Origin of the sequence: Cellulomonas avistercoris (genome assembly GCF_014836445.1) — a bacterium.
In the GTDB taxonomy this organism is placed as follows: domain Bacteria; phylum Actinomycetota; class Actinomycetes; order Actinomycetales; family Cellulomonadaceae; genus Cellulomonas; species Cellulomonas avistercoris.
Genome location: NZ_JACSQV010000006.1, coordinates 193,095 through 217,407, shown reverse-complemented (window position 1 = coordinate 217,407; position 24,313 = coordinate 193,095). Strand labels below are relative to the sequence as shown.

Genomic DNA, 24,313 nt, shown 5'->3' with positions numbered 1-24,313 from the left:
CCCCACCCGACGACGCGCGCGTCAGAGGTCGTACTCGACCACGAGCGGTGCGTGGTCGCTGAACCTGGCCTCGTAGTCGGCGGCGCGGTCGACCGTGGCCACGCGGGCGAGCGCCGCCAGCTGTGGGGTGGCCAGCTGGTAGTCGATGCGCCAGCCGGCGTCGTTGTCGAACGCCTTGCCGCGCCACGACCACCACGTGAACGGCCCCGGGCCGGGACCGCCGAGGTCCCGCCCGAGGTCGCGCCAGCCGAGCTCGTCGAACCACCGGTCCAGGTGGGCGCGCTCCTCGGGGAGGAAGCCCGCCTTCCCGCGGTTGCCCTTCCAGTTCTTGATGTCGACCTCGCGGTGGGCGATGTTGAGGTCCCCCGCGACGACGACCAGCCCGCCGGACCCGACCAGCTCGGTGAGCCGCGTGGTGACGTGCGCGAGGAACGCGTACTTCTCGTCCATCGAGGGTGTCCCGACCGTGCCGGAGTGCAGGTAGGCCGACACGACCGTCAGCGTGCGGGGAGCACGCTCGCCCTCCGCCGGGATCTCGAGGTCCGCCTCGACCCACCGTCCGGCGTCGCCCGTGACGTCGGTGCCGAGCCCGATGCGCACCGCGCTCATCGGCAGCCGGGACGCGACGGCCACGCCCGCGCGCCCCTTGGCGTGCCCCGCCTCGTGCGCCAGGTGCCAGCCGTCCGGCGACAGGTGGTCGGCGAGGATCTCGTCCGACCCGCGCACCTCCTGCAGCAGCAGGACGTCCGGCTTGCGGACGTCCAGCCACTCCCCCATGCCGCGGCGGAAGGCGGCGCGGATCCCGTTGACGTTGACGGTGGCGACTCGAAGCACCGGGCCATCCTGCCGCACGCCACCGACACCTCGGCGCCACCTCCCGGCGCCCGGGGTCACTCCCCGGCGTAGGCCGCCTCGAGCGGCGCGATCTCGAGCTTGCGCATCCGCAGCATCGCCTGCGTCGCACGCGCGACGCCCGCGGCGTCGGGGCGCGACATGATGTCGTCGAGCGCCTTCGGCACGACCTGCCACGACACGCCGTAGCGGTCCTTGAGCCAGCCGCACTGGCTCGGCTCCCCGCCGCCCGCGATCAGCGTGTCCCAGTAGTGGTCGACCTCCTCCTGCGTCTCGACGCTCAGGAGGAAGGAGAAGGCCTCGTCGAGCGTGAACGCCGGACCCGCCGTGAGGATCGTCACGGGGTGCCCGTCGAGCTCGAGCTCGACGACGAACGGGCTGCCCTCGGGGACGTCGGGGACGCCGGCGGTCGCGTTCACGACCTTGGTGATGCGGGAGTTGGGGACGACGGACACGTAGAACTCCGCCGCCTCGTGACCGTCCTTCGCGAACCACAGGTGCGTGCTGACCATGCCCATGGCGGGCTCCTCTCGTCGGTGTGCACCCGTACCGACCGGCGGCCTGCCCGGAACTCATCGCACGAGGGCCCCGGGTCGCACGCCCCGGGGCCCTCGTGGTGGTGCGCGTCAGCCGGCGAGGCGCTCCGCCGTGCCGACGACGTTGGCCAGGAGCATCGCGCGCGTCATCGGGCCCACGCCGCCCGGGTTGGGCGACACCCAGGATGCGACGTCCCAGACGTTCGGGTGGACGTCGCCGACGATGCGGCTCTTGCCGGTGACCGCGTCGAGCTCGCGCGAGACCCCGACGTCGACGACCACCGCACCCGGCTTGACGATGTCGGCCGTGACGACGCCGGGCACACCGGCCGCGGCGATGATGACGTCGGCGTTGCGCGTGTGCTCGGCCAGGTCGACCGTGCCGGTGTGGGTGAGCGTGACCGTGGCGTTGACCTCGCGCCGCGTGAGCAGCAGGCCGATCGAGCGGCCCACGGTCACACCGCGCCCGACGACGACCACGTCGGCGCCCCGCAGCGGGACGTCGTGCCGCTCGAGCAGCTCGATGATCCCGGCCGGGGTGCACGGCAGCGGCGACGTGACGGGGTCGTTGACCCGCAGCACGAGGCGCCCGAGGTTGGTCGGGTGCAGGCCGTCGGCGTCCTTCTCGGGGTCGATCAGCTCGAGGATCCGGTGCGTGTCGATGCCCCGGGGCAGCGGCAGCTGGACGATGTACCCGGTGCACGCCGGGTCGTCGTTCAGCCGCTGCACGGCGGCCTCGATGTCGGCCTGCGTCGCGTCGGCGGGCAGCTCCTCACGGATCGAGGCGATGCCGATCTCGGCGCAGTCCTTGTGCTTGCCGTTGACGTACCAGCGGGAGCCGGGGTCGTCGCCGACGAGCAGCGTCCCGAGACCGGGCACGACGCCACGCGCGGCGAGCGCCGCGACGCGGGTGCGGAGCTCGGCCTTGATCTCGGCCGCGACGGCGGCGCCGTCGAGCTTCTGGGCGGTCATCGGTACGCCTCCGCTCAGTACTGCTGCAGGCCGGGGTACAGCGGGAACGCCTCGGTGAGCTTGCGCACCCGGGCGGCCAGCGCGTCGACGTCCGCACCCGTGCCCTCGACGAGCGCCGTGGCGATGATGTCGGCCACCTCGGTGAACTCCGCGTCGCCGAAGCCGCGCGTGGCCAGGGCGGGCGTGCCGATGCGCAGGCCCGACGTGACGCGCGGGGGGCGCGGGTCGAACGGGACGGCGTTGCGGTTGACCGTGACGCCGGCGGAGTGCAGGAGGTCCTCCGCCTGCTGGCCGTCGAGCGTCGAGTGGCGCAGGTCGACGAGCACGAGGTGCACGTCGGTGCCGCCGGTGAGCACCGAGACGCCCGCCGCGGCCACGTCGGGCGCGGTGAGGCGGTCGGCGATGATGCGCGCACCGTCGATCGTCCGCTGCTGGCGGGCCTTGAAGTCCTCGGTCGAGGCGACCTTGAACGCGACCGCCTTGGCGGCGATGACGTGCATGAGCGGGCCGCCCTGCTGGCCCGGGAACACGGCGGAGTCGATCTTCTTGGCGTACTCGCCCTTGCTCAGGATGAAGCCCGAGCGGGGGCCGCCGATGGTCTTGTGCACCGTGGACGACACGACGTCGGCGTGCTCCACCGGGTTGGGGTGCAGACCGGCGGCGACGAGGCCCGCGAAGTGCGCCATGTCGACCCACAGCTTCGCGCCGACCTCGTCCGCGATCTCGCGGAACGCCGCGAAGTCGAGCTGGCGGGGGTAGGCGGACCAGCCACCGATGAGGACGTCGGGACGGTGCTCGAGCGCGGCCTTGCGGACGGCGTCGTAGTCGACGCGGAACGTCTGCGGGTCGACGCCGTAGGCGGCGACGTCGTAGAGCTTGCCCGAGAAGTTGATCCGCATGCCGTGCGTGAGGTGGCCGCCGTGCGCGAGGTCGAGGCCGAGGATCTTGTCGCCCGCGTTGATGAGCGCGTGCAGCACCGCGGCGTTGGCCGTGGCGCCCGAGTGCGGCTGGACGTTGGCGTGCTCGGCGCCGAACAGGGCCTTGGCGCGGTCGATCGCGATGGTCTCCGCGATGTCGACCTGCTCGCAGCCGCCGTAGTAGCGGCGGCCCGGGTAGCCCTCGGCGTACTTGTTGGTGAGCACGGAGCCCTGCGCCTGCAGGACCGCGCGCGGCACGAAGTTCTCGGAGGCGATCATCTCGAGGGTGTTCTGCTGGCGGGCCAGCTCACCGTCGAGGACCGCCGCGATCTCCGGGTCGAGCTCGGAGATGTTCTGGTCGAGCACGTTCTCGCTCATGCAGGGCTCCTGTCGCAGTCAACTGTGCGGGCGGCGTCCGGCGCACCGCACACGCACGTCGGGTGTGGGGTGACCGAGGGCCCAGGCGTCCGACCCGTTGGTCCAGCTGCTGCGTCGCTCCCCGGTGGTGACCCACCCTGCTGCGCCAGTCGCGACACGCACACCTTACCAACCGCGCCCCCCTGCCCCCGCCCTCTTTCCGCGGCAGCGCCCGGTGACCGCGCGGCGCGTGGGGCGCGGGAGGACGGGACGCAGCGGGGTCAGGCGGTCGCGGGCGGCGTCTCGAAGGACGCGAGCCAGGTCCGCAGGACCCGCTCGAGGGCGTCGGCGTCGGCGGGCGTGAGCGCGTCGAGCAGGCGCCGCTCGTTGGCCATGTGGTCGGTGAACGCGGCGTCGATGACCTCGCGTCCACGCTCGGTGAGGCCGACGACGCGCGCGCGGGCGTCGGTGTCGCTGACGCGGCGCGTCACGAGACCGGCCCGCTCGAGCCGGTCGACCCGCTTCGTCATCCCACCACTCGTCACCAGCGTGTGCTCCGCCAGGTCCCCGGGCGAGCGCTCGTACGGCGGACCGACGCGGCGCAGCGTCGCGAGGACGTCGAACTCCCCCTCGGTCAGGCCGTGCCGGGCGTACACCGCGACGAGCTCGTCGGTGAGGTGGTTGGCGACGCGGTGCAGGCGCCCGACGACCTGCTGCGGGCGGACGTCGAGGTCGGGACGCTCACGACGCCAGGCGTCGACGACGAGGTCGAGCCGGTCGGGAGGCGGCGGTCGGTGCGGGTCCGGGGTGGGCACACGGGGAATATATCTTCCTCGTCAGGTATTTTGTCTTCCATGGAAAGCACCTGGCGCTGGTCGCTGCTCGCCGCCGTCGCGCCCGTCACGTGGGGCGCCGCCTACTTCGTCACGGCACAGACGCTCCCCGCCACGCACCCGCTCTGGGGCTCGGTGCTGCGCGCGCTGCCCGCCGGCCTCGTGCTGCTCGCCATCGCGCGGCGCGCACCCCGGGGCGCCTGGTGGTGGCGGTCCCTCGTGCTCGGTGCGCTGAACATGAGCGCGTTCTTCGTGCTCGTGTACGTCGCCGCGCAGCGCCTGCCCACATCGGTGGCGTCGACGGTCATGGCGGTCTCGCCCTTCGCGCTCGCCCTGGTCGCCTGGCCGCTGCTGGGCCAGCGCCCGCGCGCCGCGTCGCTCGCGGGTGCCGGCCTCGGGTTCGCCGGCGTGGTCGCGATGCTCCTGACCGGCAGCGTCACGGTCGACCCCCTCGGCGTCCTGGCGGGGACGACCGCGATGCTCATGTCCTCGCTCGGGTTCGTCCTGGCGACGCGCTGGAAGGACGACGTCGACGTCCTGACCACGACGTCCTGGCAGCTCGTCGCCGGCGGCCTGCTGCTCGTCCCCGTCGCACTGGCCTCGGAGGGCGCACCGCCCGCCCTCGACGGGCGGGCGTGGCTGGGTCTGGCGTTCCTCTCGCTCGTCGCGACAGCGCTCGCCTACGTCACCTGGTTCACCGCCCTGCGCCACCTGCCCGCGAGCGCGGTCGGGCTCGTCGGCCTGCTCAACCCCGTCACGGGCGTCGCGCTCGGCCTGGCCCTCGGCGGCGAGCACCTCACGCCGCTGCAGGCGCTGGGCGTGCTCATGGTCCTCGCGGGGGTCCTGGTCGGCCAGCCCGCCGCGCGCGCACTGCTGCGCCGTACGCGGCCCGGCCGTGGGACGGTGGTCCCCGGACGCTCGACGACCGGGGACCACCGCCGCACGCGCGACGACGACGTGCTCGACGCTCAGCAGGTCGCCCACGTCGCGCAGCCGGCGAGCTCGATCGTCGGCTCGAGCGGGACCTCCGGCGCAGGCCGCTGCTCGAGGTAGCGCGTCCAGGAGCCGTCACCGCCGCTCTCCTCGAGCAGCAGCCCGGTGGCCGGGTCACGGACGAGCTGGTGCACCACGCCGCCCGAGTCGGTGTACCGGAGCACCTCGCCCGTCCGTCCGGCGCCGTCCTGCCCCTCGGCCGCCTCGACGCCGGGGAGCGCGGCGACGACGCCCCAGAACGCCGCGCGGTGCTCCTGCCCCCACAGCCCGCCCTCGCTCAGCGCGGTGCGCGCCGCCTCGAACACCCTGTCGTCGTCCGAGCCCTGACCGCGGTCGGGCTGGAGGCTCGCGCGGACCACCCGGGTGAGCTCGTCGGCCTGCGTCGGCAGCACCCGCGGGTCGGCGAGCATCTCGTACCGCACCCCCGCGACCACCCAGCCTGCCGAGGACCACGCCGGGCCCGGTCGCCGACGCGCCGTCGAGGTCGCCGTCCCACACCAGGAGCCCCGGGCGCTCCCGGCTCTGCCAGCGCTCCGTGCGCTCCGGCCCGTTCGAGGTCAGCACCCCGTCGAGGTTCGCGAGGGACGACGACTCCGTGCGCACGTACCAGTACCGCTCCGGCCCGTCCCACGGGTCGCCGGGCACACCCGTCACCGTCCCGTCGTCGGCGACGACGGCCTCCGCGGGGACGGTCGGCCGCGCCTCCGGCACCGGCGCGACCGTGACGGCCGGTGACGCGACGGGCGGCACGTCGACGGTGCCGGCGGGAGGGACGTGCGGCTCCGGTCCGACACCCAGGACGGCGCCGGCCCTCCATCCCGCGGTCAGCACCACGGCGACCGCCGAGACACCCAGCCACCCCGACACCGTCGCGACGACCCGGCGGCATGACCGTCGCCAGGGCCCCGGCGGGGTCCTCGCCGACGGGCACGGCAGGGACCTCACCCACGGGCACGAGCTGCTCCTGTGTCGCGCCTGGCGACGTCGTCGTTCTCACACCCTCTACACGCCTGACGCCCCGCGAAGGTTGCGTCGCGGGGCGTCAGGTCGTGCCGAGGTGGTCGTCGCGGCGTCAGGCCTGGACGGCCTCGCCCTCACCGAGGAGCTTGCGCAGGTAGGCGTACGTGAGGTCACCGGCGGTCTGGTCGTGCTGGTGCTCGTAGCCGGCCTTGTTGTAGAGCGCGATGTTCTGCAGCGAGTCGCGACCCGTGAAGACCCAGACCTCCTCGATGCCGTCGGGCAGCGTCGGGAGGATCGCCGACAGCAGCTCGGTGCCGATGCCCTTGCCCTGGAGGTCCGGGGCGACGGCGAAGCGTCCGAGGGTGGCCTTGCCACCGTCGACGAGCACACGGATCGAGCCGACGAGCCGGTGGCCCCACCACGCGCCGAGCGTGATGACGCCGTCGGCGACCAGATCGGCCTTGAGCTCCTTGAGCGTCTGCGTGAGGGGCGGGATGTTCGGGTCGCCGTACTGCTGCGCCTCGGTGACGAAGGCGGCGCGGCGCAGCGTGAGGAGCTCGCCCGCGTCGTCCACGGTGACCGGGCGGATGTCGAGGGCGGTCATGGCGCCATGGTGTCAGCCCGCGGCGCCCGCGCACTACTCTCGGACCTCGTGTCCCCCACTTCGCCCGTCGACCCGACGCACCTCGTCCTGACCCTGTCCTGCCCCGACCAGCCCGGCATCGTCGCGGCCGTCGCGGGCCTGCTGGCCGAGCACGGCGGCAACATCACGGAGTCGCAGCAGTTCGGCGACCCGCTGTCGGGACTCTTCTTCATGCGGGTGCAGGTGACGACCGACGTCGGGACCGACGCGCTGCGCGCCGGGCTGGCGCCCCTCGCGGACCGGTTCGGCATGACGTGGCGGCTCGACGTGGCGGGTCGGCCCGTGCGCACGCTCGTCATGGTGTCCACGACCGGGCACTGCCTCAACGACCTGGCGTTCCGCCAGCGCTCGGAGAGCCTGCCCGTGGACCTGGTGGCCGTGGTGTCGAACCACGACGTGCTGCGGCCCATCGCCGACTTCTACGACATCCCGTTCCACCACGTCCCCGTGACGGCGGCCACCAAGGCGGCGGCCGAGGAGCGCCTGCTCGCTCTGGTCGAGGAGCTCGACGTCGAGCTCGTCGTGCTCGCGCGGTACATGCAGATCCTGTCCGACGACCTGTGCCGCAGGCTGCAGGGCCAGGTCATCAACATCCACCACTCGTTCCTGCCGTCCTTCAAGGGCGCTCGCCCCTACGCGCAGGCGCACCAGCGCGGCGTCAAGCTCATCGGCGCCACGGCGCACTACGTGACGGGCGACCTCGACGAGGGCCCGATCATCGAGCAGGACGTCGAGCGCGTGGACCACACGCACGCCGTGGAGGACCTCGTCGCGCTGGGGCAGGACGTCGAGCGGCGGGCGCTGGCACGTGCCGTGCGCTGGCACGCCGAGCACCGCGTGCTGCTCGACGGGAACCGCACCATCGTCTTCCGCTGACCCGCGCGGTGCGGCGGGTTGCCCTCCGCCGCACCGACGTGGGGGGTCGGCACCTGCGAAGCGTTTCGTGCCGTGCGGTCCCGGACCGTGCACGCCATGCTCGGCGGGACGGCCCGGCGCACGTTCCCGCCGCGTCGACGAGTGCCGGCGCACCGCCGCGTCCGGCAGGGCGAGGAGGGCACGTGATGAGACTGTTCCGTTCCGGCGCACGCCGGCGCACGGCCGTGCGGGCCGGGCTGCTGGGCACCGCACTGGCGCTCGCGCTGGCGGGTGCCGCGCAGCTCGCCTCGGCTCCCCCCGCGCAGGCGGCGTCGCTCGTCGAGGTGACGGGCTTCGGCACGAACCCCGGTGGCCTGCGGATGTACCAGTTCGTGCCCGACCGGCTCGCGGCCAGCCCCGGGATCGTGGTGGTCGTGCACTACTGCACCGGCAGCGCGCAGGCCATGTTCAGCGGTCAGCAGTTCGACGAGCTCGCCTCCCAGCTGGGGTACATCGTGATCTACCCGAGCACGAACCGACCCGGCAGCTGCTTCGACGTCTCCTCGACGGCCGCGATGACGCGCGACGGCGGCTCCGACCCGCAGAGCATCGTGCAGATGGTCCGGCACGTGCAGCAGCGGTACACCACGGACACGTCCCGCGTCTTCATCACCGGCACGTCGTCGGGCGCCATGACCACACAGCTCGTGCTCGCCGAGTACCCGGACGTCTTCGCCGCCGGCAGCGCGTTCGCGGGCGTGCCCGCGACGTGCTTCTCGACCGGCGGTGCCAAGCCGGGCACCACGGCGCAGGCCGGGTGGAACAGCGACTGCGCGCAGGGTCGGCGCATCCTGACCGCCCAGCAGTGGGGCGACCTGGCCCGCGCCACCTACCCCGGGTACAGCGGGAAGCGGCCGCGCGTGCAGCTGTGGCACGGCAGCAACGACGAGACGCTGAACGCGCAGAACCACACCGAGGCCGTCAAGCAGTGGACGAACGTGATGGGGATCAGCGCGACGCCGGCCTCGACCGAGACCATCGGCAACCGCACGCGCGCGCGCTACGGCGGCACGGGCACGCAGGCGCCGCTGGAGGCCAACCTCCTGCAGGGCGTGTCGCACAACCTGCCGGTCGACGCCGCGGCGGCGATCGCGTTCTTCGGGCTGGACCAGGCGAACCCGACCTCCACGCCGACGCCGAGCGCGACACCGACACCGACACCGACACCGACACCCAGCGTCAGCCCCACGCCCAGCGTCAGCCCCACACCGAGCGCCAGCCCCACCGCGACCGCCACACCGACCCCCACGCCCAGCCCGACGCCCACGTCCGTCACGCCGGGCGCCTGCTCGGTCGCGTACGCGGTCAACCAGTGGAACACCGGCTTCACAGCGAACGTCACGATCACCAACACGTCGTCGTCCGCGACGTCGGGCTGGACCCTGACCTGGGCCTTCCCGTCCGGGCAGCAGGTGACCCAGGCGTGGAGCAGCACCGTCGCGCAGTCCGGCGCGCAGGTGACCGCCACGAACGCGCCCTGGAACGGCACCATCCCGGCCGGCGGGTCGGTGCAGATCGGCTTCAACGGCTCGCACAGCGGCACCAACACGGCGCCGTCGACGTTCACGCTGAACGGCGCCACCTGCAGCAACGGCTGACCCCGCACGGCGGTGGCTCCTGCACGCCGGAGCCACCGCCGTGCCCGGGCAGGTCAGCACTGGCCGTCGCCGTCGCACCTGGGAGGCGACTGTGAGCCCAGATCACACAAATCGTTTCGTCTTCTATCTCCTTGAGAATTCACCCACCAGCGTGAGGGCACCGGTGTCGCCGAGGCTCCGGTGCCGTCCGATCGAAGGGGAAACCATGTCCGCCGATGTCGCACCCGTCTCCGCAAGCGCCAGCACCGCGTCCGCAGCGCCTCGCCCGCGCCGCACCCACCTGCTCGGCACGCTCCTGGCCGCGCTCGGCGTGCTCATGGCCCTCGCGGGCGTCGGCACCTGGGCGGGCATCGCCCAGGGTCTGGCGCAGGAGGAGATCACGGTCTCCGAGAACGCCGCCGCCTTCGCGGGCCAGCCCGTCGTGACGCCGTGGGCCGCCTGGGCGCAGGCGGAGACCATCCGCGCCGACCTCGCCGAGATGACCGGCGGCCGCACCTACGCCGAGCTGGAGCGCGACGACCCGCAGCGTCCCGCGGTCGCGACCGGCACCTTCCTGCGCGCCTCCCTCATCACGTCGGTCATCGCGTTCGGCGTCGCGCTCACGCTCATCGGCATCGGCACCGGGTTCCTCCTCGGGGGCCTCGGCCTGCGCAACGCGGCCCGCTGAGGACGCACGTCGCGCGCGCGACGTGGAAGCGCGCCCAGGCCCCCGCCCCCTCCCCGGGGGCCTGGGACGGCGCACCCGTCAGCCGGCGGACACGCAGCCGTCGCCGAGCCCGACGGCGCCGCCGTCAGGGCGCGGACGGCACAGCCGCCGTCAGGAGACGGCGTGCGCCGACGACCGCGGGGTGTCGGCACGGACCGCGCCCGTGATGGCCCCGATGATCTGCTCGTAGGCGGTCGTCCGCGCGTCGAACGACCCGTTGTTGCGGCCGTGCCGCAGCACCTCGATGCGGTCCGCCACCGCCCGCACGTCGATCATGTTGTGGCTGATGAGCACCACCGCGAGCCCCAGGTCACGCAGGCCCTCGATGTGCACGAGGATCTCGGCGGTCTGCGCCACCGACAACGACGCCGTCGGCTCGTCGAGGACCACGATGCGGGGGTCGCCGATGAGCGTGCGCGCGATCGCGACCGACTGCCGCTGACCCTTCGACAGGGCCGACAACGGCACCCGGACCGACGGGATCCTGCTCGTCAGGTCCCGCAGGATCTGTCGCGCCTCCTCCTCCATGCGCTCGTCGTCGAGCATGCCGTGCGCGTCGCGCAGCTCGCGGCCGAGGAACAGGTTCGACGTCACGTCGAGGTTGTCGCACAGCGCCAGGTCCTGGAAGACCGTCGCGACGCCCAAGGCGCGCGCAGCCGCGGGCGAGGGGATGCTCACGGGGACGCCGTCGATCTCGACGAGCCCCGTGTCCGGGCTCAGGACGCCCGCGACCATCTTCGCGAGCGTCGACTTGCCCGCGCCGTTGTCGCCCACCAGGGCGACCACCTCGTGCCGGTGCACCTCGAGGTCGACGCCCGCGAGCGCCTCGACCGCGCCGAACCGCTTGCTGATGCCCCGCATCGACAGCAACGGCACCCGTGTCGCGTCAGTCATGCCTCGTTCCACCTGCTCCCGTCGCGCACGTGTCACGTGCAGTGAAGCCCCCCGTCCTCCCCCGGTCAACCCTCCTCCTCCTGCTCCGCCGGCCCGTCGTCGTCGTCGGGCTCCGCGCCACCCTCCCCGCGCACCGCGACGTCGGCCGACCGCAGCGCGAGCACGAGCGCGCCCATCACCTCGGCGCGCTGACCCAGTGCCGCGGGGACCACCTCGAGCGGTGCGATCCGGTTGAGCAGCACCCGTCGGCGCACCGCGTCGCGCAGCGGGCCCAGCAGCACCTCGCCCGTCTCGGACAGCTCGCCGCCCACGACCACGCACTGCGGGTTGACCGCCGTGCCCAGCCCTGCCACGACCGCACCGATCACCGCGCCCGCGTCGGCCACGACCCGCGCGAACCCCGGGTCCCCGTCGCGCGTGCGCGCGATCACGTCCCGCAGGGCGAGGGAGCCGTGGGTCGCGCGCAGCGGCTCCACCAGCGCGCTCGCCCCGACGACCGTGTCGAGGCACCCGCGCGACCCGCACCGGCAGATGTGGCCCGTCGGGTCGACCTGCACGTGCCCGATCTCGCCCGCCGTCCCGGCGAACCCGCGGTGCACCTGCCCGTTGATGACGATGCCCGCGCCCGTGCCGTACGACGCGCGCACGTACACGGCGTCCCGGTACCCGCGCGCGGCACCCAGCGTGGACTCGGCGAGCGCCCCGAGGTTCGCGTCGTTGTCGACGTGCACCGGGCGGCCGAGGCGCTTGGTGAGCACCTGCCCCAGGTGCTCACCCTCCCAGCCGCGCAGCAGCCCGGGCACCGACACCATGCCGGTGTCGGCGTCGACGGGCGCCGGGACGCCCACGCCGATGCCCACGACCTCCTCGAGGTCCGAGCCGATGCGCTCGAGGAGGTCGAGGACCAGCAGCGCCGCCCGGTCCAGCGTCGTGTCCGACGGGTGCTCGTACGGCAGGGGCAGCACCTGCTCGGCCACGACCTCGTGGGCGAAGTCGCCCAGCGCGACGCGCAGGTGACGGTGCCCGACCTGCACGCCCACCGCCAGGCCGACCCGCCGTGCCAGCGTGACCAGCTGGGCACGCCGACCGCTGCGGGTGGTGACGGCGGTGTCGACGAGCCCGGCCGCGAGCAGCTCGCGGACGATCGTCGACACCGTCGCCTGGGACAGCCCGGTCGCGGCGGCGAGCTCGACCTGCGTCAGACCGCCGTACCGCTGGACCGTCCCCACCACCAGCGCCTTGTTGGCCTCGCGCAGGGACGTCTGCGAGCCCGCTGCCGCCGCTCGCCTGCTCACGGGGGCAACCTACCGGCGCGCACGCGCCGCACCGCGCTACCGGGGCCCTACTGCGTGCCCGCGCGCCGCTTGTTGAGCAGGTCGAACGCGACCGCCAGCAGCAGGACCATGCCCTTGATGGCCATCTGCCACGACGGGTCGACCGACAGGATCGACAGACCCATGTTGAGCACGCCCATGATGAGCGCGCCGACGATGGCGCCGGAGATCCGACCGATGCCGCCGGTGACCGCGGCGCCGCCGATGAAGCACGCGGCGATCGCGTCGAGCTCGAAGTTGTTGCCGGCCGCGGCGATCGCGGCACCGGCGCGCGCGGTCGTGACGATGGCGGCGACACCCGCGAGCAGGCCGATGTTGACGAAGATCCAGAAGTCGACCTTGCGGGTGTTCACGCCCGAGAGCGCGGCAGCGGCCCGGTTGCCGCCGATGGCGTAGATGTGGCGGCCGAAGACCGTGCGCCCCATGAGGAACGAGTACGCGACGACGAGGACGCCGACGATGACGAGGACGATCGGCGTGCCGCCTGCGGACAGCGACAGGATGACCGTGAGCACGCCGATGCCCAGCGCGACCATCGCGATCTTCGTGAAGAACAGGCCGACCGCCTCGACGTGCAGGTCGTGCTTGCGCAGCGCCCGGCGCGCCCGCACCTGGGTGAGAGCGATCGCGGCCACCGCGAGCCCGCCGATGAGGAGCGTGACGACGTCCATGTTGTCGAGGAAGCCGAGGAAGTTGGGCAGGGAGCCCTTGGAGATGCGGATGAACGCCGCGGGCAGGCCCGCGATCGTCTCGCCGACGACCACGAGCGCGAGCCCGCGGAACACGAGCATGCCGGCGAGCGTGACGATGAACGCGGGTATCCCGACGTAGGCGACCCAGAAGCCCTGCCACGCACCGACGAGCGCCCCGAGGGCCAGGCCGATCAGGATGGCGACGACCCACGGCAGGTCGAAGTCGCGCATCGTCATGGCCACCACGCCGCCGACGAACGCGACGACCGAGCCGACCGACAGGTCGATGTGGCCGGCCACGATGACCATGACCATGCCGATCGCCAGGATCATGACGTACGCATTCTGCTGGAACAGGGCGGCGACGTTGTTGGGCAGCAGGAGCTTGCCGTCGGTGAGCACCTGGAACAGCAGCACGATGACGACGAGGGCGCCGAAGATGCCGTACTGGCGCGCGTTGCCGCCCAGCCCCTGCAGGCGCTGCCCGAGCGACACGCGCGGCGCGCCGGGCGGGTTCGGGGCAGGGAGGTTGACGTCGGTCGTGGTGCTCATCGGGCGATCCCGTCCTTGTCCATCGTCATGAAGTGCATGAGGTGCTCCTGGGTCGCGTCGGCCCGGGCCACCTCGCCGGTGACGCGGCCCTGGCTGAGCGCGTAGATGCGGTCGCAGACCCCGAGGAGCTCGGGCAGCTCGGAGGAGATGACGAGCACGCCCTTCCCCGCGTCGGCGAGCTTGTTGATGATCGTGTAGATCTCGTACTTCGCGCCGACGTCGATGCCGCGCGTCGGCTCGTCGAGGATCAGCACGTCCGGGTCGGCGTAGAGCCACTTGGCCAGCACGACCTTCTGCTGGTTGCCGCCGGACAGCTTGCCGACGAGCGCCGTGATCGTGGGCGTGCGGATGTTCAGGTCCTTGCGGAACTGCTCCGCGATCCCGGACTCCTGCTCGCGGTCGACGACCCCCGCGCGCGAGAGCTTGTCGAGCGACGCGGCGGAGATGTTGTGCTGCACCGTGTCGATGAGGTTGAGACCGAACCGCTTACGGTCCTCGGTCGCGTAGGCGATGCCGTGCCGGATCGCGTCCTGCACGGTGGCGGCCGTCACCTCGACGCCGTCCCGGAAGAGACGTCCGGAGATGCGGGTGCCGTACGAGCGCCCGAAGACGCTCATCGCCAGCTCGGTGCGGCCGGCGCCCATGAGCCCGGCCAGCCCGACGATCTCGCCGCGCCGGACCGTCAGGCTCGCGCCGTCGACGACCTTGCGCGCCTGGTCGACGGGGTGGTGCACCGTCCAGTCCTCGATGCGCAGCACCTCCTCGCCGATGTCGGGGGTGTGCTCGGGGAACCGGTGGTCGAGCGGGCGCCCGACCATGCCGCGGATGATGCGCTCCTCGGTGACGCGCACGTCGCCGCGCATGTCGAGGGACTCGATGGTCTCGCCGTCGCGGATGATCGTCGTGGTGTCCGCGATCGACTCGATCTCGTTCAGCTTGTGGCTGATGATGATCGAGGTGATGCCCTCGGCGCGCAGACCCTCGATGAGCCCCAGCAGGTGGGCGCTGTCCTCGTCGTTGAGGGCGGCCGTCGGCTCGTCGAGGATGAGGAGCCGGACCTCCTTGGACAGCGCCTTGGCGATCTCGACGAGCTGCTGCTTGCCGACGCCGATGTCGCTGACGCGCGTGTCGGGGCGCTCGGCGAGGCCCACGCGGTCGAGCAGGCGGGCGGCCTCGGAGTTGGTGCGGTTCCAGTCGACCACGCCGCGGGCCGCGCGCTCGTTGCCGAGGAAGATGTTCTCGGCGATCGACAGGTACGGCGAGAGCGCGAGCTCCTGGTGGATGATGACGACGCCCTGGCGCTCGGAGTCGCGGATGCCGCGGAACTCCTGCACCTCGCCGTCGAGGACGATCTCGCCGTCGTAGGTGCCGTGCGGGTAGATGCCCGACAGGACCTTCATCAGCGTCGACTTGCCGGCGCCGTTCTCGCCGCAGATGGCGTGGATCTCGCCGCGTCGCACCGCGAGGGTGACGTCGGAGAGCGCCTTGACGCCGGGGAAGGTCTTGGTGATGCCGCGCATCTCGAGGATGTGCTCGGTGTCCATGTGTCCTCGCTGGATGGTCCGGACCGGCCGGTGGGGCCGGGTGCCGGCCGCGCGACCCGGAGGTCACGCGGCCGGCGGGGGTCCTCAGAGGCCGAGGTCGTCGGCCGAGTAGAACTCCGAGTCGACGAGCACCTCGACCGTGTCCGGCGTGATCACCTGCGGCTGCAGCAGGTAGGTCGGGACGGTCTTCTCACCGTTGTCGTAGGTCTCCTCGTCGTTGACCTCGACGTCCTCGCCCGCGACGATCTGGTCGATCATCTTGGCGACCTGGTCACCCAGCGCGCGGGTGTCCTTCCACACGGACATGGACTGCTTGCCCGCGATCATGTTGAGGACGTTCGCCTGGTCGGCGTCCTGGCCCGTGAGGACCGGGTAGCCGTCGCCCGGCGCGTAGCCGTTGCCCGCGAGGGCCTGGGCGATGCCCAGCGCCAGCGAGTCGTTGGGCGACAGGACGACGTCGACCTTGGCACCCCCGGCGTAGAACGAGTTGAGGCGGTTCTCCATCTCGGACTGGGCCGTGTCCGAGCTCCAGCCCTGGACCCCGATGGACTGCCAGTCGTCGTTGGACGCCGGCGCCTTGCCCGACGGGACGACGAGCTTGCCGCTCTCGACGTACGGGGACAGGACGTCCCACGCACCGGCGAAGAAGAACTTCGCGTTGTTGTCGTCGGGCGAACCGGCGAACGGCTCGAGGTTGAACGGACCCGCGGCGTTCTCGAGGTCGAGCGCCTCGACGATGAACTCGCCCTGCATGGTCCCGACGCCGTAGTTGTCGAACGTCGCGTAGTAGTCGACGTTCGGGGTGCCGAGCAGGAGACGGTCGTACGCGATGACCTTGATGTCCGCGTCGGCCGCCTGCTGGAGGGTCGGCGCCAGGGCCGTGTCGTCGATCGGGGCGATGACGAGGATGTCGGCGCCCTGGTTGATCATGTTCTCGAGCTGGGTGATCTGCTGGTCGACCTTGTTGTCGGCGTACTGCAGGCTCGTCTCGTAGCCGGCGTCCTGCAGCAGACCCTCGAGGTGCGCCCCGTCGCGGTTCCACCGCTCCAGGCTCTTGGTCGGCATCGCGATGCCGACCACGGTGTCCTCGGCGGCCGCCGCGCCGCCCGTGCTCTCGGGCTCGGCCTCACGCTCGGTGCTGCAGGCCGCCATGGACCCCACGAGCACACCTGCGGCGACCATCGCGATCGCGCTCTTCTTCCACGCCAGTGACATCGTTGTCCGCTCCCTTGAGTTCGCCGCTCGATCGGTCGGGACGTCCGTCGTCGCGACCACCCGGGGCCGGCGGCAGTGCCGGTGAGCCGGGTACGGCTTCGCGTTGCATTCAAGACCTGAAGGCATGGCGAGGGCAAGTGCCGTGACCATTCCGTGTCCTGGCGCCCTCACGGGGCCGCCGAGCGCCACTCGGGCGGGTGACGGCACGTCGGCAGGACGATGACGGACAAAGGTCCTGCACTGGCTTCGACGGATGAAGGCACCGGCGCGCCCGGCCGAGGCGACTGGTCAGCCGCACACGCCGGGCCACCAGCGTTCGAGCAGCCCGCACACGTGCCGCCACGCGCCGGTGGCACCGTGGCCGCGCGACGCCTGCTCCTGCAGGACGGCCACCGTCCGGGCCGGCACGGTCACCGCACCGGTCGAGCGGTCGTACACGGTCGTCCGCACCACCGGGTCGGCGCCGCCGGCCTGCACCGGGGACAGCGCGTAGGCCCGTCCGGCGAGCCCGGGGACGCGCTGCGTCGTGGGCTCGTCGGACGCGTTGACGACCACGAGCAGGCCGTCGAGCCGGCGGTCGACGTCGGTGCGCCAGCGGCGCGTGGACGCGTCCCAGCCCGCCCGGTCCTCGACGTGCATCACGACGACTCCGGGGGCGGCGTCGGGACCCGCACCGGGGAAGGTGACCTTCTGCTCGATCAGCCGGGCGTCCCCCAGCCGGAAGAGGCGCGTCGAGGACCGCAGCTCCAGGAGCTCGGCGGCCGCCGTGCCCGCCGTCGCGATGTCCTGCGGCGTCGGCACGAGCGCGGGGTCCGCCAGGAGCGGCTGCTGGTAGGGCCACTTCGCGGCGTTGTCGGCCGCGGGCGGCAGCCCGCGCGCGAAGCCGTTGGTCCGCCCCGACCAGTCGAGCACGTTGAACCAGTCCCCCGAGTCGTAGGAGTTGCGGTCGAGGGACTTGCTGCGCAGCAGGTCGGCACCGGCGTGCCAGAACGAGGGCGTCTGCGCGAGCGTCGTCGTCGCGAGCGACACGGTGTTCATCCGCACGCGGTCGGCCATGGGCGTGCCCGGCGGCAGCTTGAGGTACAGGTTGTCGAACAGCGTCTCGTTGTCGTGCGCGTCGACGTACGTGACGACCTCCTCCGGCGAGTCGGCGTAGCCCGCCGGCTGCCCGTTGTAGTCGATCTCGTCGCCGCGCCGGACCGTCCCGTCGCTCGTCGGCAGCCGGTAGGCCCGCAGGTTGCCGGCCATGCCCAGGCGCACGAGGTCCGTCTGGTGCCGCAGGCGCGCGAGCTGCTCGTCCGGCGTGCCGTTGACGGGCGCACCGTTCGGGTCGGTGAACGCACCGGACCCGAAGCCCTGCAGCCGCGGGTCCTCGTCGAAGGGCCCGCCACCGCGCACGGCGTCGCGCAGCCGGTCGGAGAACGTCCCGATCCCCGTGCCGCCCAGCTGACCCTGCGTGGCCTGCTCGAAGAGCCGGTCGTCGGCCACCTCACCGAAGTTCCAGCCCTCGCCGTAGAGGTACACCTTGCGCCCGTCGACGCCGTCGCGCCGCGGCGTGAGACGGTCGAGGGCGTCGCGCACCGCCTCCATCGTCTGCCGCGAGTGGTGGCCCATGAGGTCGAACCGGAAGCCGTCGACCTTGTAGCCGCGCGCCCACGTGACCACCGAGTCGACCATCATCCGCTCGGCCATCGCGTGCTCGGTCGCGACGTTCTGGCAGCACGTCGACGTCTCGACCTGACCTGTGGCGTTCAGGCGGTGGTAGTACCCGGGCACCACGCGGTCGAGCACGCTCTTCGCGTCCTGGCCGCCGGCCGCCGTGTGGTTGAACACCTGGTCGAGCACGACCTGCAGGCCGTCGGCGTGCAGCGCGCCGACCATCGAGCGGAACTCCGCGATCCGCGCGCCCCCGTGGGCGTCCACCGCGTACGAGCCCTCGGGCGCGGTCCAGTGCCACGGGTCGTAGCCCCAGTTGAACGCGTCCTGCCCGGCCACGGCCGTCACGCACTCCTGCTGCTGCGGCGAGTCGGGCGGCAGCGCGGCGAGGTCGCACGCGGGCGTCGCCTGCGCGGACCGGTCCTCCTCGATCGACGCGATGTCGAACGTGGGGAGCAGGTGCACGGTCGTCAGGCCCGCCTCGGCGAGCGCGCGCAGGTGGTCGCGCCCGTCGCTGCTGCGCACCGCGAACGCGCCGTACGTGCCGCGCAGGCGCTCGGGCACCGTGGCGTCGGAGACCGAGAAGTCCCGCACGTGCAGCTCGTAGATCGTCTGGTCGACCGGCCGGACGACGGGCTGGGCCGTGCGCTCCCACTGCCGGGGCCGGTACCGGACGTCGTCGAGGTCGACCAGCACGCCGTGGGTCGAGTTCAGCGTGAGCGCGACGGCGTACGGGTCGGTGACGCGGTTGACCTCGACCCGCCCCGTGGTGGGTGCGTAGACGGTCACCTCCCACAGGTACGCGGCCCCGTCCCAGCCCCGTGGGCCGGACACCGTCCACGCGCCGTCGGGCTGACGCTGCGCCGCCGTGCGCACGGGCTCGGCGGACGCATCCACGGCGCCGCGCCGGTCGGCGGGCCACACCAGCAGGTCGACGTCCTGCGCCGTGGGGGCCCACAGCGCGAGGGACGGCCTGCCCTTCGCCCACGTCGCGCCCAGCGCGCGCTTCGCCGCCCCGGCGGCGTAGAGGTCGTCGAGGACGCCCGGCACCTGCACGCCGGTCACCGCCTGGCCGACGTCGTCGCCGTCGGCCTGCCGCACGAGGAGCTGCCCGGTGAGCAGGCGCTCGACCGTGCGCCGGTCGGCGTCCACGCGCAGCGCGACGTACCCGTCGAGCGCCGGGAACCGCGTGAGCTGCGCGGCGGCGAGACCGCCCGGCACGACCGCGAGCGCGAGCTCCTCGCCACCCGTGACGCGCCCCTCGAGGACCTCGAGCGACGCGTCGGTCGCCGCGTGCAGCGAGAACCGCAGCGTCGCCGGGTCGCTGCCGCTCGCGACGAACGAGGCCGGCCAGGCGAGCGTCCGCGCGTCGACCCAGTGCGCCGCGAGCTGCCCGGTGCCGGGCAGCGGCGCGTCGGTGACCTGCACGGTCAGGACGTGCGTCGTCAGGTCGTAGACGAACGACACGGGTGCGCCGCCCGGCGCGACGAACGCGATGTTCGCGCCGTCCCGGACCCCGTCGGCACCGTAGTTCTCGGCCCACGACAGCCCGTGCGCGACCTTGAGCTCGTACGTGCCGGCCGCCAGGTCGGGCAGCGTGAGCGTCGCGGTGCCGTCCCCGTCGCCGTCGACCAGGGAGGTGGCCAGGCACGCCGGGTCCCAGTCCGCCGCGCAGCCTGCCTCGCTCTGGAAGGAGCCCGGCAGCGTCAGCAGGGGGCCCTGCGCCGACGACGTCACCTGGTGCGTCGTCGCGTCGTAGACGAACGTCACCTGCTGCGGGCCGTCACCGGCGACCGTGTACGTGACGTTCGCGCCCCCGGGCGCGCCGCCCGCGCCGTAGTTCTCGTCCCACGTGCCGCCGACGGCGACCTTGTACTCGTACGACCCGGGCGGGATCGTGAACGTCCCGTGGAACACCACACCGTTGGTGGACGTGAGACGCGCGGCCTCGCAGCCGGGCTGCCAGTCCCCCGGGCAGCCCATGGCGGCGTTGTGGCTGCCGGGCACCGTGACGAGGGTCTCGCCCGGGTCCGGCGGGGGCTCGACGCCGTCGACGGCGACCCCGACGCTCGCGTACGTCGACGCGGCGCTGCGGTGCCCCGTCACGTCCTGGCGCACGGCGCGGTACTCGACGAGCGTCCCCGCGGTGAGCCCGCGCACGTCGTGGAAGACGCGCGGTGCCGTCGTCTCGGCCGTGCCGAGCGGCGTCCAGGCGTCGTCGCCCACGACGCGGTACGCGAAGGACGTCGTGGCGGCGGCGTCGTCGACGTCGGCGGCCACGGGAGCCAGGCCCGCGAGCGCGGCGCCGGCGCCGGGCGCCTCGAGCGTGATCGCGTCGTCCCCGGCCGCCACGGAGGCGTCGGCCCGCAGGACCAGGGACCCGAACGCCGGCACGGTCAGCGTGACCGTCCCGTCCTCCCCGGCCACCACGGTGGCGCCGGCCACGACGTCCGTGCCGGACGTCGTGAGCAGCGGCGTGAACGTGGCCCCGGGCGTCAGCGAGTCGACGGTGACGCTCGCGGGGGCCGCGGCGTTGTTGAGCGCGACGAGGTGCTCGACGTCGTCGTCACCGACCCGCGAGAACGCGTACACGGGCCCGGCGGCGTAGCGCTCGACCTGCGCGCCGGTGGTCAGCGCGGGCGTCGTGGCGCGCAGCTCGCCGAGCGCGGCGACGTGCGCGTACAGGGGCGCGTCGGTGTCGTACCGGTCGACCGAGCCCGCCGGGGTGCCGTCGAGCAGCGCCTGGTCGGCGTACTCCTCGACCTGCGTCGCGAACAGCGACTGGCGGGCGTCCTTGTCGGTGCCGCCGAGGGAGCCGTCGCCGACGAAGCCCTGCTCGTCGCCGTAGTACACGACCGGCTGACCGCGCGTGAGGTACATCAGCGCGTGCGCGAGGCCCGACCGCGCCTGCGCGTCGCCGGCGTCCTTGACCGCGTGGCCGATGCGGCCCATGTCGTGGTTGCCGAGGAACGTCGGCAGCGCCTGCGCGCTGCTCGTCGGCGTCGTGTACAGGTCGTCGCTCGCGAACAGCGACTGCAGGCCGGCCGCCGGCAGGCCCTTGGCGTAGCTCGCCGCGGCGGCCTGGAACGAGAAGTCGAGCACGGCGTTCATGTCGGTCTCGCGCACGTAGGGCGCGGTCAGCGCGGCGTCGGCGTCGTACACCTCGCCGAACATGAAGAAGTCGGGGTTGCCGACCGAGGCCGCGTGCTGCGCGATCGCGCTGGTGAAGACGTCCCAGAACTCACGGTTCACGTGCTTGACGGTGTCGATCCGGAAGCCGTCGACGCCCAGGTCGACCCACGCCTCGTAGACGTCGACGAAGCCCTGCACGACGTCGGGGTGCTCGGTCATGAGGTCGTCGAGACCGGTGAAGTCGCCGTAGGTGACCGACTCCCCCGTCCACGTCGAGTCGCCGCGGTTGTGGTAGAGCGTCGGGTCGTTGAGCCAGGCCGGGACCTTGACGTCGGCGTCCGCCGGGTCGACCACGGGCGTGTACGGGAACGACGTCGCGGCGTCGAGGTCCGGGAAGTCGGCGCTGCCGGCGACGTCGGCCGGGTCGAACGGCTCGCCGGCGGCGTCGCGGTACGGCCGGGTCGCCTGGTCGACGTAGGCGTGCTCGCCCTCGGCGTAGTCGATGACGTCCGCCGTGTGGTTGGTGATGATGTCGAAGTACACCTTGATGCCGCGCGCGTGCGCGTCGGCGATCAGGGCCTCGAGCTCGGCGTTGGTGCCCAGGTGCGGGTCGATGCGCGTGAAGTCGGTGATCCAGTACCCGTGGTACCCCGCCGAGGCGTCGGTCCCGGTGCCCTGGACGGCGCGGTTGAGGAACGACGGCGTGAGCCAGATCGCCGTGGTGCCCAGGCCCTCGATGTAGTCGAGCCGGTCCCGCAGGCCCGCGAGGTCGCCACCGTGGTAGAAGCCCTTGTCGGTCGGGTCGAGGCCCGTGACCAGGCGGTCGCCCTCGAGCCCGCCCGTGTCGTTGGAGGGGTCGCCGTCGGCGAACCGGTCGGTGAGCACGAAGTACATCTGCTCGCCCGCGCCCGGGTCACGGGCGGGCTCGGTGACGATGCCGCCGTCGGCATCGGTGTACCCGCCGGCGAGGTCCTCGACGACGACGGAGGTGCGCCGGGTCGCGTCGTCGTAGGTGAACGTGAGGTCGGCCGGGCCGGCGAGCACGAGGGGGGTGTTGGCCTCGCCGCCGTCGGCGCCGGCGGACCCGTCCCACGTGCCGTCGAGCGCGACCTTCCACTCGTGCGCGCCGCCGGGCACCTCGAACGTCGCGGAGAACCGGCCCGGGACGCCGGTCGGGGCGAGCGCGGTCGCCCCGCACGTCGGGTCCCAGTCGGCGGGGCACCCGAGCTCGTCCTGCAGGCTGCCCACGAGCGTGACGGCACCCGCGGCGGCCGCGGCGGGCGTCGCGGGCAGCGCGGCGACGGCGCCGGTCGCGGCGACCGCTGCGGCGGCCAGGCCCGCGAGCGCACGCCGTGCGGTCCGGGGAGCGGGGGGACGTGGCGAGGCGGCGCCGACCATCGGGACTCCTTCGTCGCGGCACGTCGTCGTGCCGTCGGTGGCTGTCCCCGCGACCGTAACCCGTTGCAAGAACTTGCAGCAAGGGTTTCGGTCATGACGTGCGTTCCGGACCATCCCGGCAGGTCCCAGGACCGCCGGGTCCGCCCGGTGCCAGCATGGGCGGATGGGAACCGTCGACGACTACCTCGCCGGGCTCGACCCGGCCGACGCCGCCGTGATGGCGCACGTGTACGACCTGGCGCGCGAGGTCGTGCCGGACGCCGAGCAGGGCACGGGCTACGGCATGCCGGCCCTCGTCCACCGCGGCAAGCCGCTGCTCTCGGTCATGCGCGCGGCCAAGCACATCGGCGTCTACCCCTTCAGCCCCGAGGCGGTCGACGCCGTGCGCCCGCTGCTGCCGGGCGTCGACCTCGCCAAGGGCACGATCCGGTTCGACCCCGCGCACCCGCTCCCGGACGACGCCGTGCGCGCGCTCGTCGCCGCACGCCGGGACCAGATCGGGGCCTGAGCGGCCCGTACGCGCGGGTCGTCAGACCAGTCCGAGCGCCCGGACGGCCTCGCGCTCCTCGACCAGCTCCGCGACCGACGCGTCGATGCGCTCGCGCGAGAAGTCGTCGACGTCCAGGCCGGGCACGATCGTGTAGACGCCGCCGGCGGCCGTGACCGGGAACGACGAGATGAGCCCCTCGGGAACGCCGTACGAGCCGTCGGACACGACGCCCGCCGACGTCCAGTCGTCCGCGGGCGTGCCGTGCACCCACGTGTGCACGTGGTCGATCGCCGCGTTCGCCGCCGATGCCGCCGACGACGCGCCGCGCGCCTCGATGATCGCCGCACCGCGCTTGGCGACCGTCGGGATGAAGGTGTCCCGCACCCACGCGTCGTCCCCGACGACCTCGAGCGCCGGGCGCCCGCCGATCGTCGCGTGGGTCAGGTCCGGGTACTGCGTCGCGGAGTGGTTGCCCCAGATCGCGACCCGCGCGATCTCGTCGATCGCCGCGCCCGTGCGGTGCCGCAGCTGTGCGAGCGCACGGTTGTGGTCGAGCCGCGTCATCGCCGTGAACCGGTCGGCCGGCACGTCGGGCGCGTGCGCCGACGCGATGTACGCGTTGGTGTTGGCCGGGTTGCCCACCACCAGCACGCGCACGTCGTCCGCCGCGCCCGCGTTGATCGCCGCACCCTGCGGGCCGAAGATGCCGCCGTTGGCGCTCAGCAGGTCGCCGCGCTCCATGCCCTTGGTCCGCGGCCGGGCACCGACGAGCAGCGCGACGTTCACGCCGTCGAAGGCCGCGGTCGCGTCATCGGTGATGTCGATGCCGTCCAGCAGCGGGAACGCGCAGTCGTCGAGCTCCATCGCGACACCCTCCGCGGCCTTCACGGCCGGCGGGATCTCCAGCATCCGCAGCCGGACGGGGGTGTCGGGGCCGAGCAGCTGGCCGGACGCGATGCGGAACGCGAGGGCGTACCCGATCTGACCGGCAGCGCCGGTGACGGTGACGACAGCGGGCGTGGAGACGGACACGGACGGGCTCCTTCGTTCGGCCGGCGGGCGGCGCGACGTCTCGACGTCCACGCCTGCGTCGCAACCTACCGGAGCCGTGGCGCCGTCGGCGG

19 protein-coding genes and 1 riboswitch are annotated in these 24,313 nt (G+C 73.1%); of the genes, 5 read left to right on the top strand and 14 right to left on the bottom strand.

What is annotated here, in order from left to right:
- Positions 1 to 21 precede the first annotated feature (21 nt).
- The 5 genes from H9657_RS09160 to H9657_RS09140 form a co-directional block, all read right to left on the bottom strand.
- The gene (locus H9657_RS09160) at positions 22 to 834 is read right to left on the bottom strand and encodes an exodeoxyribonuclease III (RefSeq protein WP_191782590.1); all 813 of its coding nucleotides are present in this window, start codon (positions 832 to 834) and stop codon (positions 22 to 24) included.
- A 56-nt stretch (positions 835 to 890) separates the two neighbouring features.
- Positions 891 to 1,370 carry a VOC family protein gene (locus H9657_RS09155; RefSeq protein ID WP_191782588.1) on the bottom strand — a complete coding sequence of 160 codons (480 nt, stop codon included), beginning with the start codon at positions 1,368 to 1,370 and terminating at the stop codon, positions 891 to 893.
- A 108-nt stretch (positions 1,371 to 1,478) separates the two neighbouring features.
- The gene (locus H9657_RS09150) at positions 1,479 to 2,360 is read right to left on the bottom strand and encodes a bifunctional methylenetetrahydrofolate dehydrogenase/methenyltetrahydrofolate cyclohydrolase (RefSeq protein WP_191782586.1); all 882 of its coding nucleotides are present in this window, start codon (positions 2,358 to 2,360) and stop codon (positions 1,479 to 1,481) included.
- Between the two features lie 14 nt (positions 2,361 to 2,374).
- Positions 2,375 to 3,655, bottom strand: a complete 1,281-nt coding sequence (glyA, locus tag H9657_RS09145) for a serine hydroxymethyltransferase (protein WP_191782584.1) — start codon at positions 3,653 to 3,655, stop codon at positions 2,375 to 2,377.
- Positions 3,656 to 3,727: 72 nt separating this feature from the next.
- Positions 3,728 to 3,818: riboswitch (ZMP/ZTP riboswitch) on the bottom strand.
- A gap of 97 nt (positions 3,819 to 3,915) precedes the next feature.
- Positions 3,916 to 4,449: a MarR family winged helix-turn-helix transcriptional regulator gene (locus tag H9657_RS09140; RefSeq protein ID WP_191782582.1), complete on the bottom strand. Its 534-nt coding sequence runs from the start codon at positions 4,447 to 4,449 to the stop codon at positions 3,916 to 3,918.
- A 39-nt stretch (positions 4,450 to 4,488) separates the two neighbouring features.
- Here H9657_RS09140 and H9657_RS09135 point away from each other — a divergent pair, with 39 nt between their 5' ends.
- Positions 4,489 to 5,520, top strand: a complete 1,032-nt coding sequence (locus tag H9657_RS09135) for a DMT family transporter (protein WP_191782580.1) — start codon at positions 4,489 to 4,491, stop codon at positions 5,518 to 5,520.
- Here the strand turns inward: H9657_RS09135 and H9657_RS09130 are convergent.
- Both H9657_RS09130 and H9657_RS09125 read right to left on the bottom strand, forming a co-directional pair.
- On the bottom strand, positions 5,436 to 5,894 hold the full coding sequence (locus H9657_RS09130; RefSeq protein ID WP_191782578.1) for a hypothetical protein: 459 nt from the start codon (positions 5,892 to 5,894) through the stop codon (positions 5,436 to 5,438). The two genes, H9657_RS09135 and H9657_RS09130, sit on opposite strands and share 85 nt — an antisense overlap.
- Before the next feature lie 638 nt (positions 5,895 to 6,532).
- Complete coding sequence (locus H9657_RS09125; protein ID WP_191782576.1) at positions 6,533 to 7,024, bottom strand: GNAT family N-acetyltransferase; 492 nt, start codon at positions 7,022 to 7,024, stop codon at positions 6,533 to 6,535.
- Between the two features lie 48 nt (positions 7,025 to 7,072).
- Between H9657_RS09125 and purU the strand changes: the two genes are divergently transcribed.
- From purU to H9657_RS09110, 3 genes are all read left to right on the top strand, one after another.
- Positions 7,073 to 7,939, top strand: coding sequence for a formyltetrahydrofolate deformylase (gene purU, locus H9657_RS09120; RefSeq protein ID WP_191782574.1), 867 nt, complete (start codon positions 7,073 to 7,075; stop codon positions 7,937 to 7,939).
- Between the two features lie 185 nt (positions 7,940 to 8,124).
- Positions 8,125 to 9,576, top strand: a complete 1,452-nt coding sequence (locus H9657_RS09115) for an extracellular catalytic domain type 1 short-chain-length polyhydroxyalkanoate depolymerase (RefSeq protein ID WP_191782572.1) — start codon at positions 8,125 to 8,127, stop codon at positions 9,574 to 9,576.
- A 205-nt stretch (positions 9,577 to 9,781) separates the two neighbouring features.
- Positions 9,782 to 10,243 carry an aromatic ring-opening dioxygenase LigA gene (locus H9657_RS09110; RefSeq protein ID WP_191782570.1) on the top strand — a complete coding sequence of 154 codons (462 nt, stop codon included), beginning with the start codon at positions 9,782 to 9,784 and terminating at the stop codon, positions 10,241 to 10,243.
- A gap of 150 nt (positions 10,244 to 10,393) precedes the next feature.
- Here the strand turns inward: H9657_RS09110 and H9657_RS09105 are convergent, their stop codons facing one another.
- From H9657_RS09105 to pulA, 6 genes are all read right to left on the bottom strand, one after another.
- A complete protein-coding gene (locus H9657_RS09105) occupies positions 10,394 to 11,176 on the bottom strand; it encodes an ATP-binding cassette domain-containing protein (RefSeq protein ID WP_191782568.1) in 783 nt (260 codons plus the stop codon).
- 65 nt (positions 11,177 to 11,241) lie between these two features.
- Complete coding sequence (locus H9657_RS09100; protein ID WP_191782567.1) at positions 11,242 to 12,471, bottom strand: ROK family transcriptional regulator; 1,230 nt, start codon at positions 12,469 to 12,471, stop codon at positions 11,242 to 11,244.
- Positions 12,472 to 12,518: 47 nt separating this feature from the next.
- Entirely contained in the window at positions 12,519 to 13,754 is a 1,236-nt protein-coding gene (gene mmsB, locus H9657_RS09095) for a multiple monosaccharide ABC transporter permease (protein ID WP_191782565.1), read from the bottom strand.
- Positions 13,751 to 15,298 carry a multiple monosaccharide ABC transporter ATP-binding protein gene (gene mmsA, locus H9657_RS09090; RefSeq protein WP_191782563.1) on the bottom strand — a complete coding sequence of 516 codons (1,548 nt, stop codon included), beginning with the start codon at positions 15,296 to 15,298 and terminating at the stop codon, positions 13,751 to 13,753. The genes mmsB and mmsA overlap by 4 nt, the downstream gene beginning before the upstream one ends.
- 84 nt (positions 15,299 to 15,382) lie before the next feature.
- Positions 15,383 to 16,513, bottom strand: coding sequence for a multiple monosaccharide ABC transporter substrate-binding protein (chvE, locus tag H9657_RS09085; RefSeq protein ID WP_191782561.1), 1,131 nt, complete (start codon positions 16,511 to 16,513; stop codon positions 15,383 to 15,385).
- A 288-nt stretch (positions 16,514 to 16,801) separates the two neighbouring features.
- Positions 16,802 to 22,699 (bottom strand): pullulanase-type alpha-1,6-glucosidase, encoded by a 5,898-nt coding sequence (pulA, locus tag H9657_RS09080; RefSeq protein WP_191782559.1) that lies wholly within the window; start codon positions 22,697 to 22,699, stop codon positions 16,802 to 16,804.
- A gap of 163 nt (positions 22,700 to 22,862) precedes the next feature.
- Here pulA and H9657_RS09075 point away from each other — a divergent pair, with 163 nt between their 5' ends.
- Positions 22,863 to 23,207, top strand: coding sequence for an iron chaperone (locus H9657_RS09075; protein ID WP_191782558.1), 345 nt, complete (start codon positions 22,863 to 22,865; stop codon positions 23,205 to 23,207).
- Between the two features lie 21 nt (positions 23,208 to 23,228).
- Here H9657_RS09075 and H9657_RS09070 read toward each other — a convergent pair whose 3' ends face one another.
- Positions 23,229 to 24,221, bottom strand: coding sequence for a malate dehydrogenase (locus tag H9657_RS09070; RefSeq protein WP_191782556.1), 993 nt, complete (start codon positions 24,219 to 24,221; stop codon positions 23,229 to 23,231).
- Between the last annotated feature and the right edge of the window lie 92 nt (positions 24,222 to 24,313).

What these genes read in the sequence shown, in the direction of transcription:
- mmsA (WP_191782563.1), bottom strand. Translation starts at nt 15,298, where the DNA reads ATGGACACCGAGCACATCCTCGAGATGCGCGGCATCACCAAGACCTTC.
- pulA (WP_191782559.1), bottom strand. Translation starts at nt 22,699, where the DNA reads ATGGTCGGCGCCGCCTCGCCACGTCCCCCCGCTCCCCGGACCGCACGG.
- H9657_RS09075 (WP_191782558.1), top strand. Translation starts at nt 22,863, where the DNA reads ATGGGAACCGTCGACGACTACCTCGCCGGGCTCGACCCGGCCGACGCC.
- mmsB (WP_191782565.1), bottom strand. Translation starts at nt 13,754, where the DNA reads ATGAGCACCACGACCGACGTCAACCTCCCTGCCCCGAACCCGCCCGGC.
- chvE (WP_191782561.1), bottom strand. Translation starts at nt 16,513, where the DNA reads ATGTCACTGGCGTGGAAGAAGAGCGCGATCGCGATGGTCGCCGCAGGT.
- H9657_RS09150 (WP_191782586.1), bottom strand. Translation starts at nt 2,360, where the DNA reads ATGACCGCCCAGAAGCTCGACGGCGCCGCCGTCGCGGCCGAGATCAAG.
- H9657_RS09155 (WP_191782588.1), bottom strand. Translation starts at nt 1,370, where the DNA reads ATGGGCATGGTCAGCACGCACCTGTGGTTCGCGAAGGACGGTCACGAG.
- H9657_RS09135 (WP_191782580.1), top strand. Translation starts at nt 4,489, where the DNA reads ATGGAAAGCACCTGGCGCTGGTCGCTGCTCGCCGCCGTCGCGCCCGTC.
- glyA (WP_191782584.1), bottom strand. Translation starts at nt 3,655, where the DNA reads ATGAGCGAGAACGTGCTCGACCAGAACATCTCCGAGCTCGACCCGGAG.
- H9657_RS09125 (WP_191782576.1), bottom strand. Translation starts at nt 7,024, where the DNA reads ATGACCGCCCTCGACATCCGCCCGGTCACCGTGGACGACGCGGGCGAG.
- H9657_RS09105 (WP_191782568.1), bottom strand. Translation starts at nt 11,176, where the DNA reads ATGACTGACGCGACACGGGTGCCGTTGCTGTCGATGCGGGGCATCAGC.
- H9657_RS09110 (WP_191782570.1), top strand. Translation starts at nt 9,782, where the DNA reads ATGTCCGCCGATGTCGCACCCGTCTCCGCAAGCGCCAGCACCGCGTCC.
- H9657_RS09115 (WP_191782572.1), top strand. Translation starts at nt 8,125, where the DNA reads ATGAGACTGTTCCGTTCCGGCGCACGCCGGCGCACGGCCGTGCGGGCC.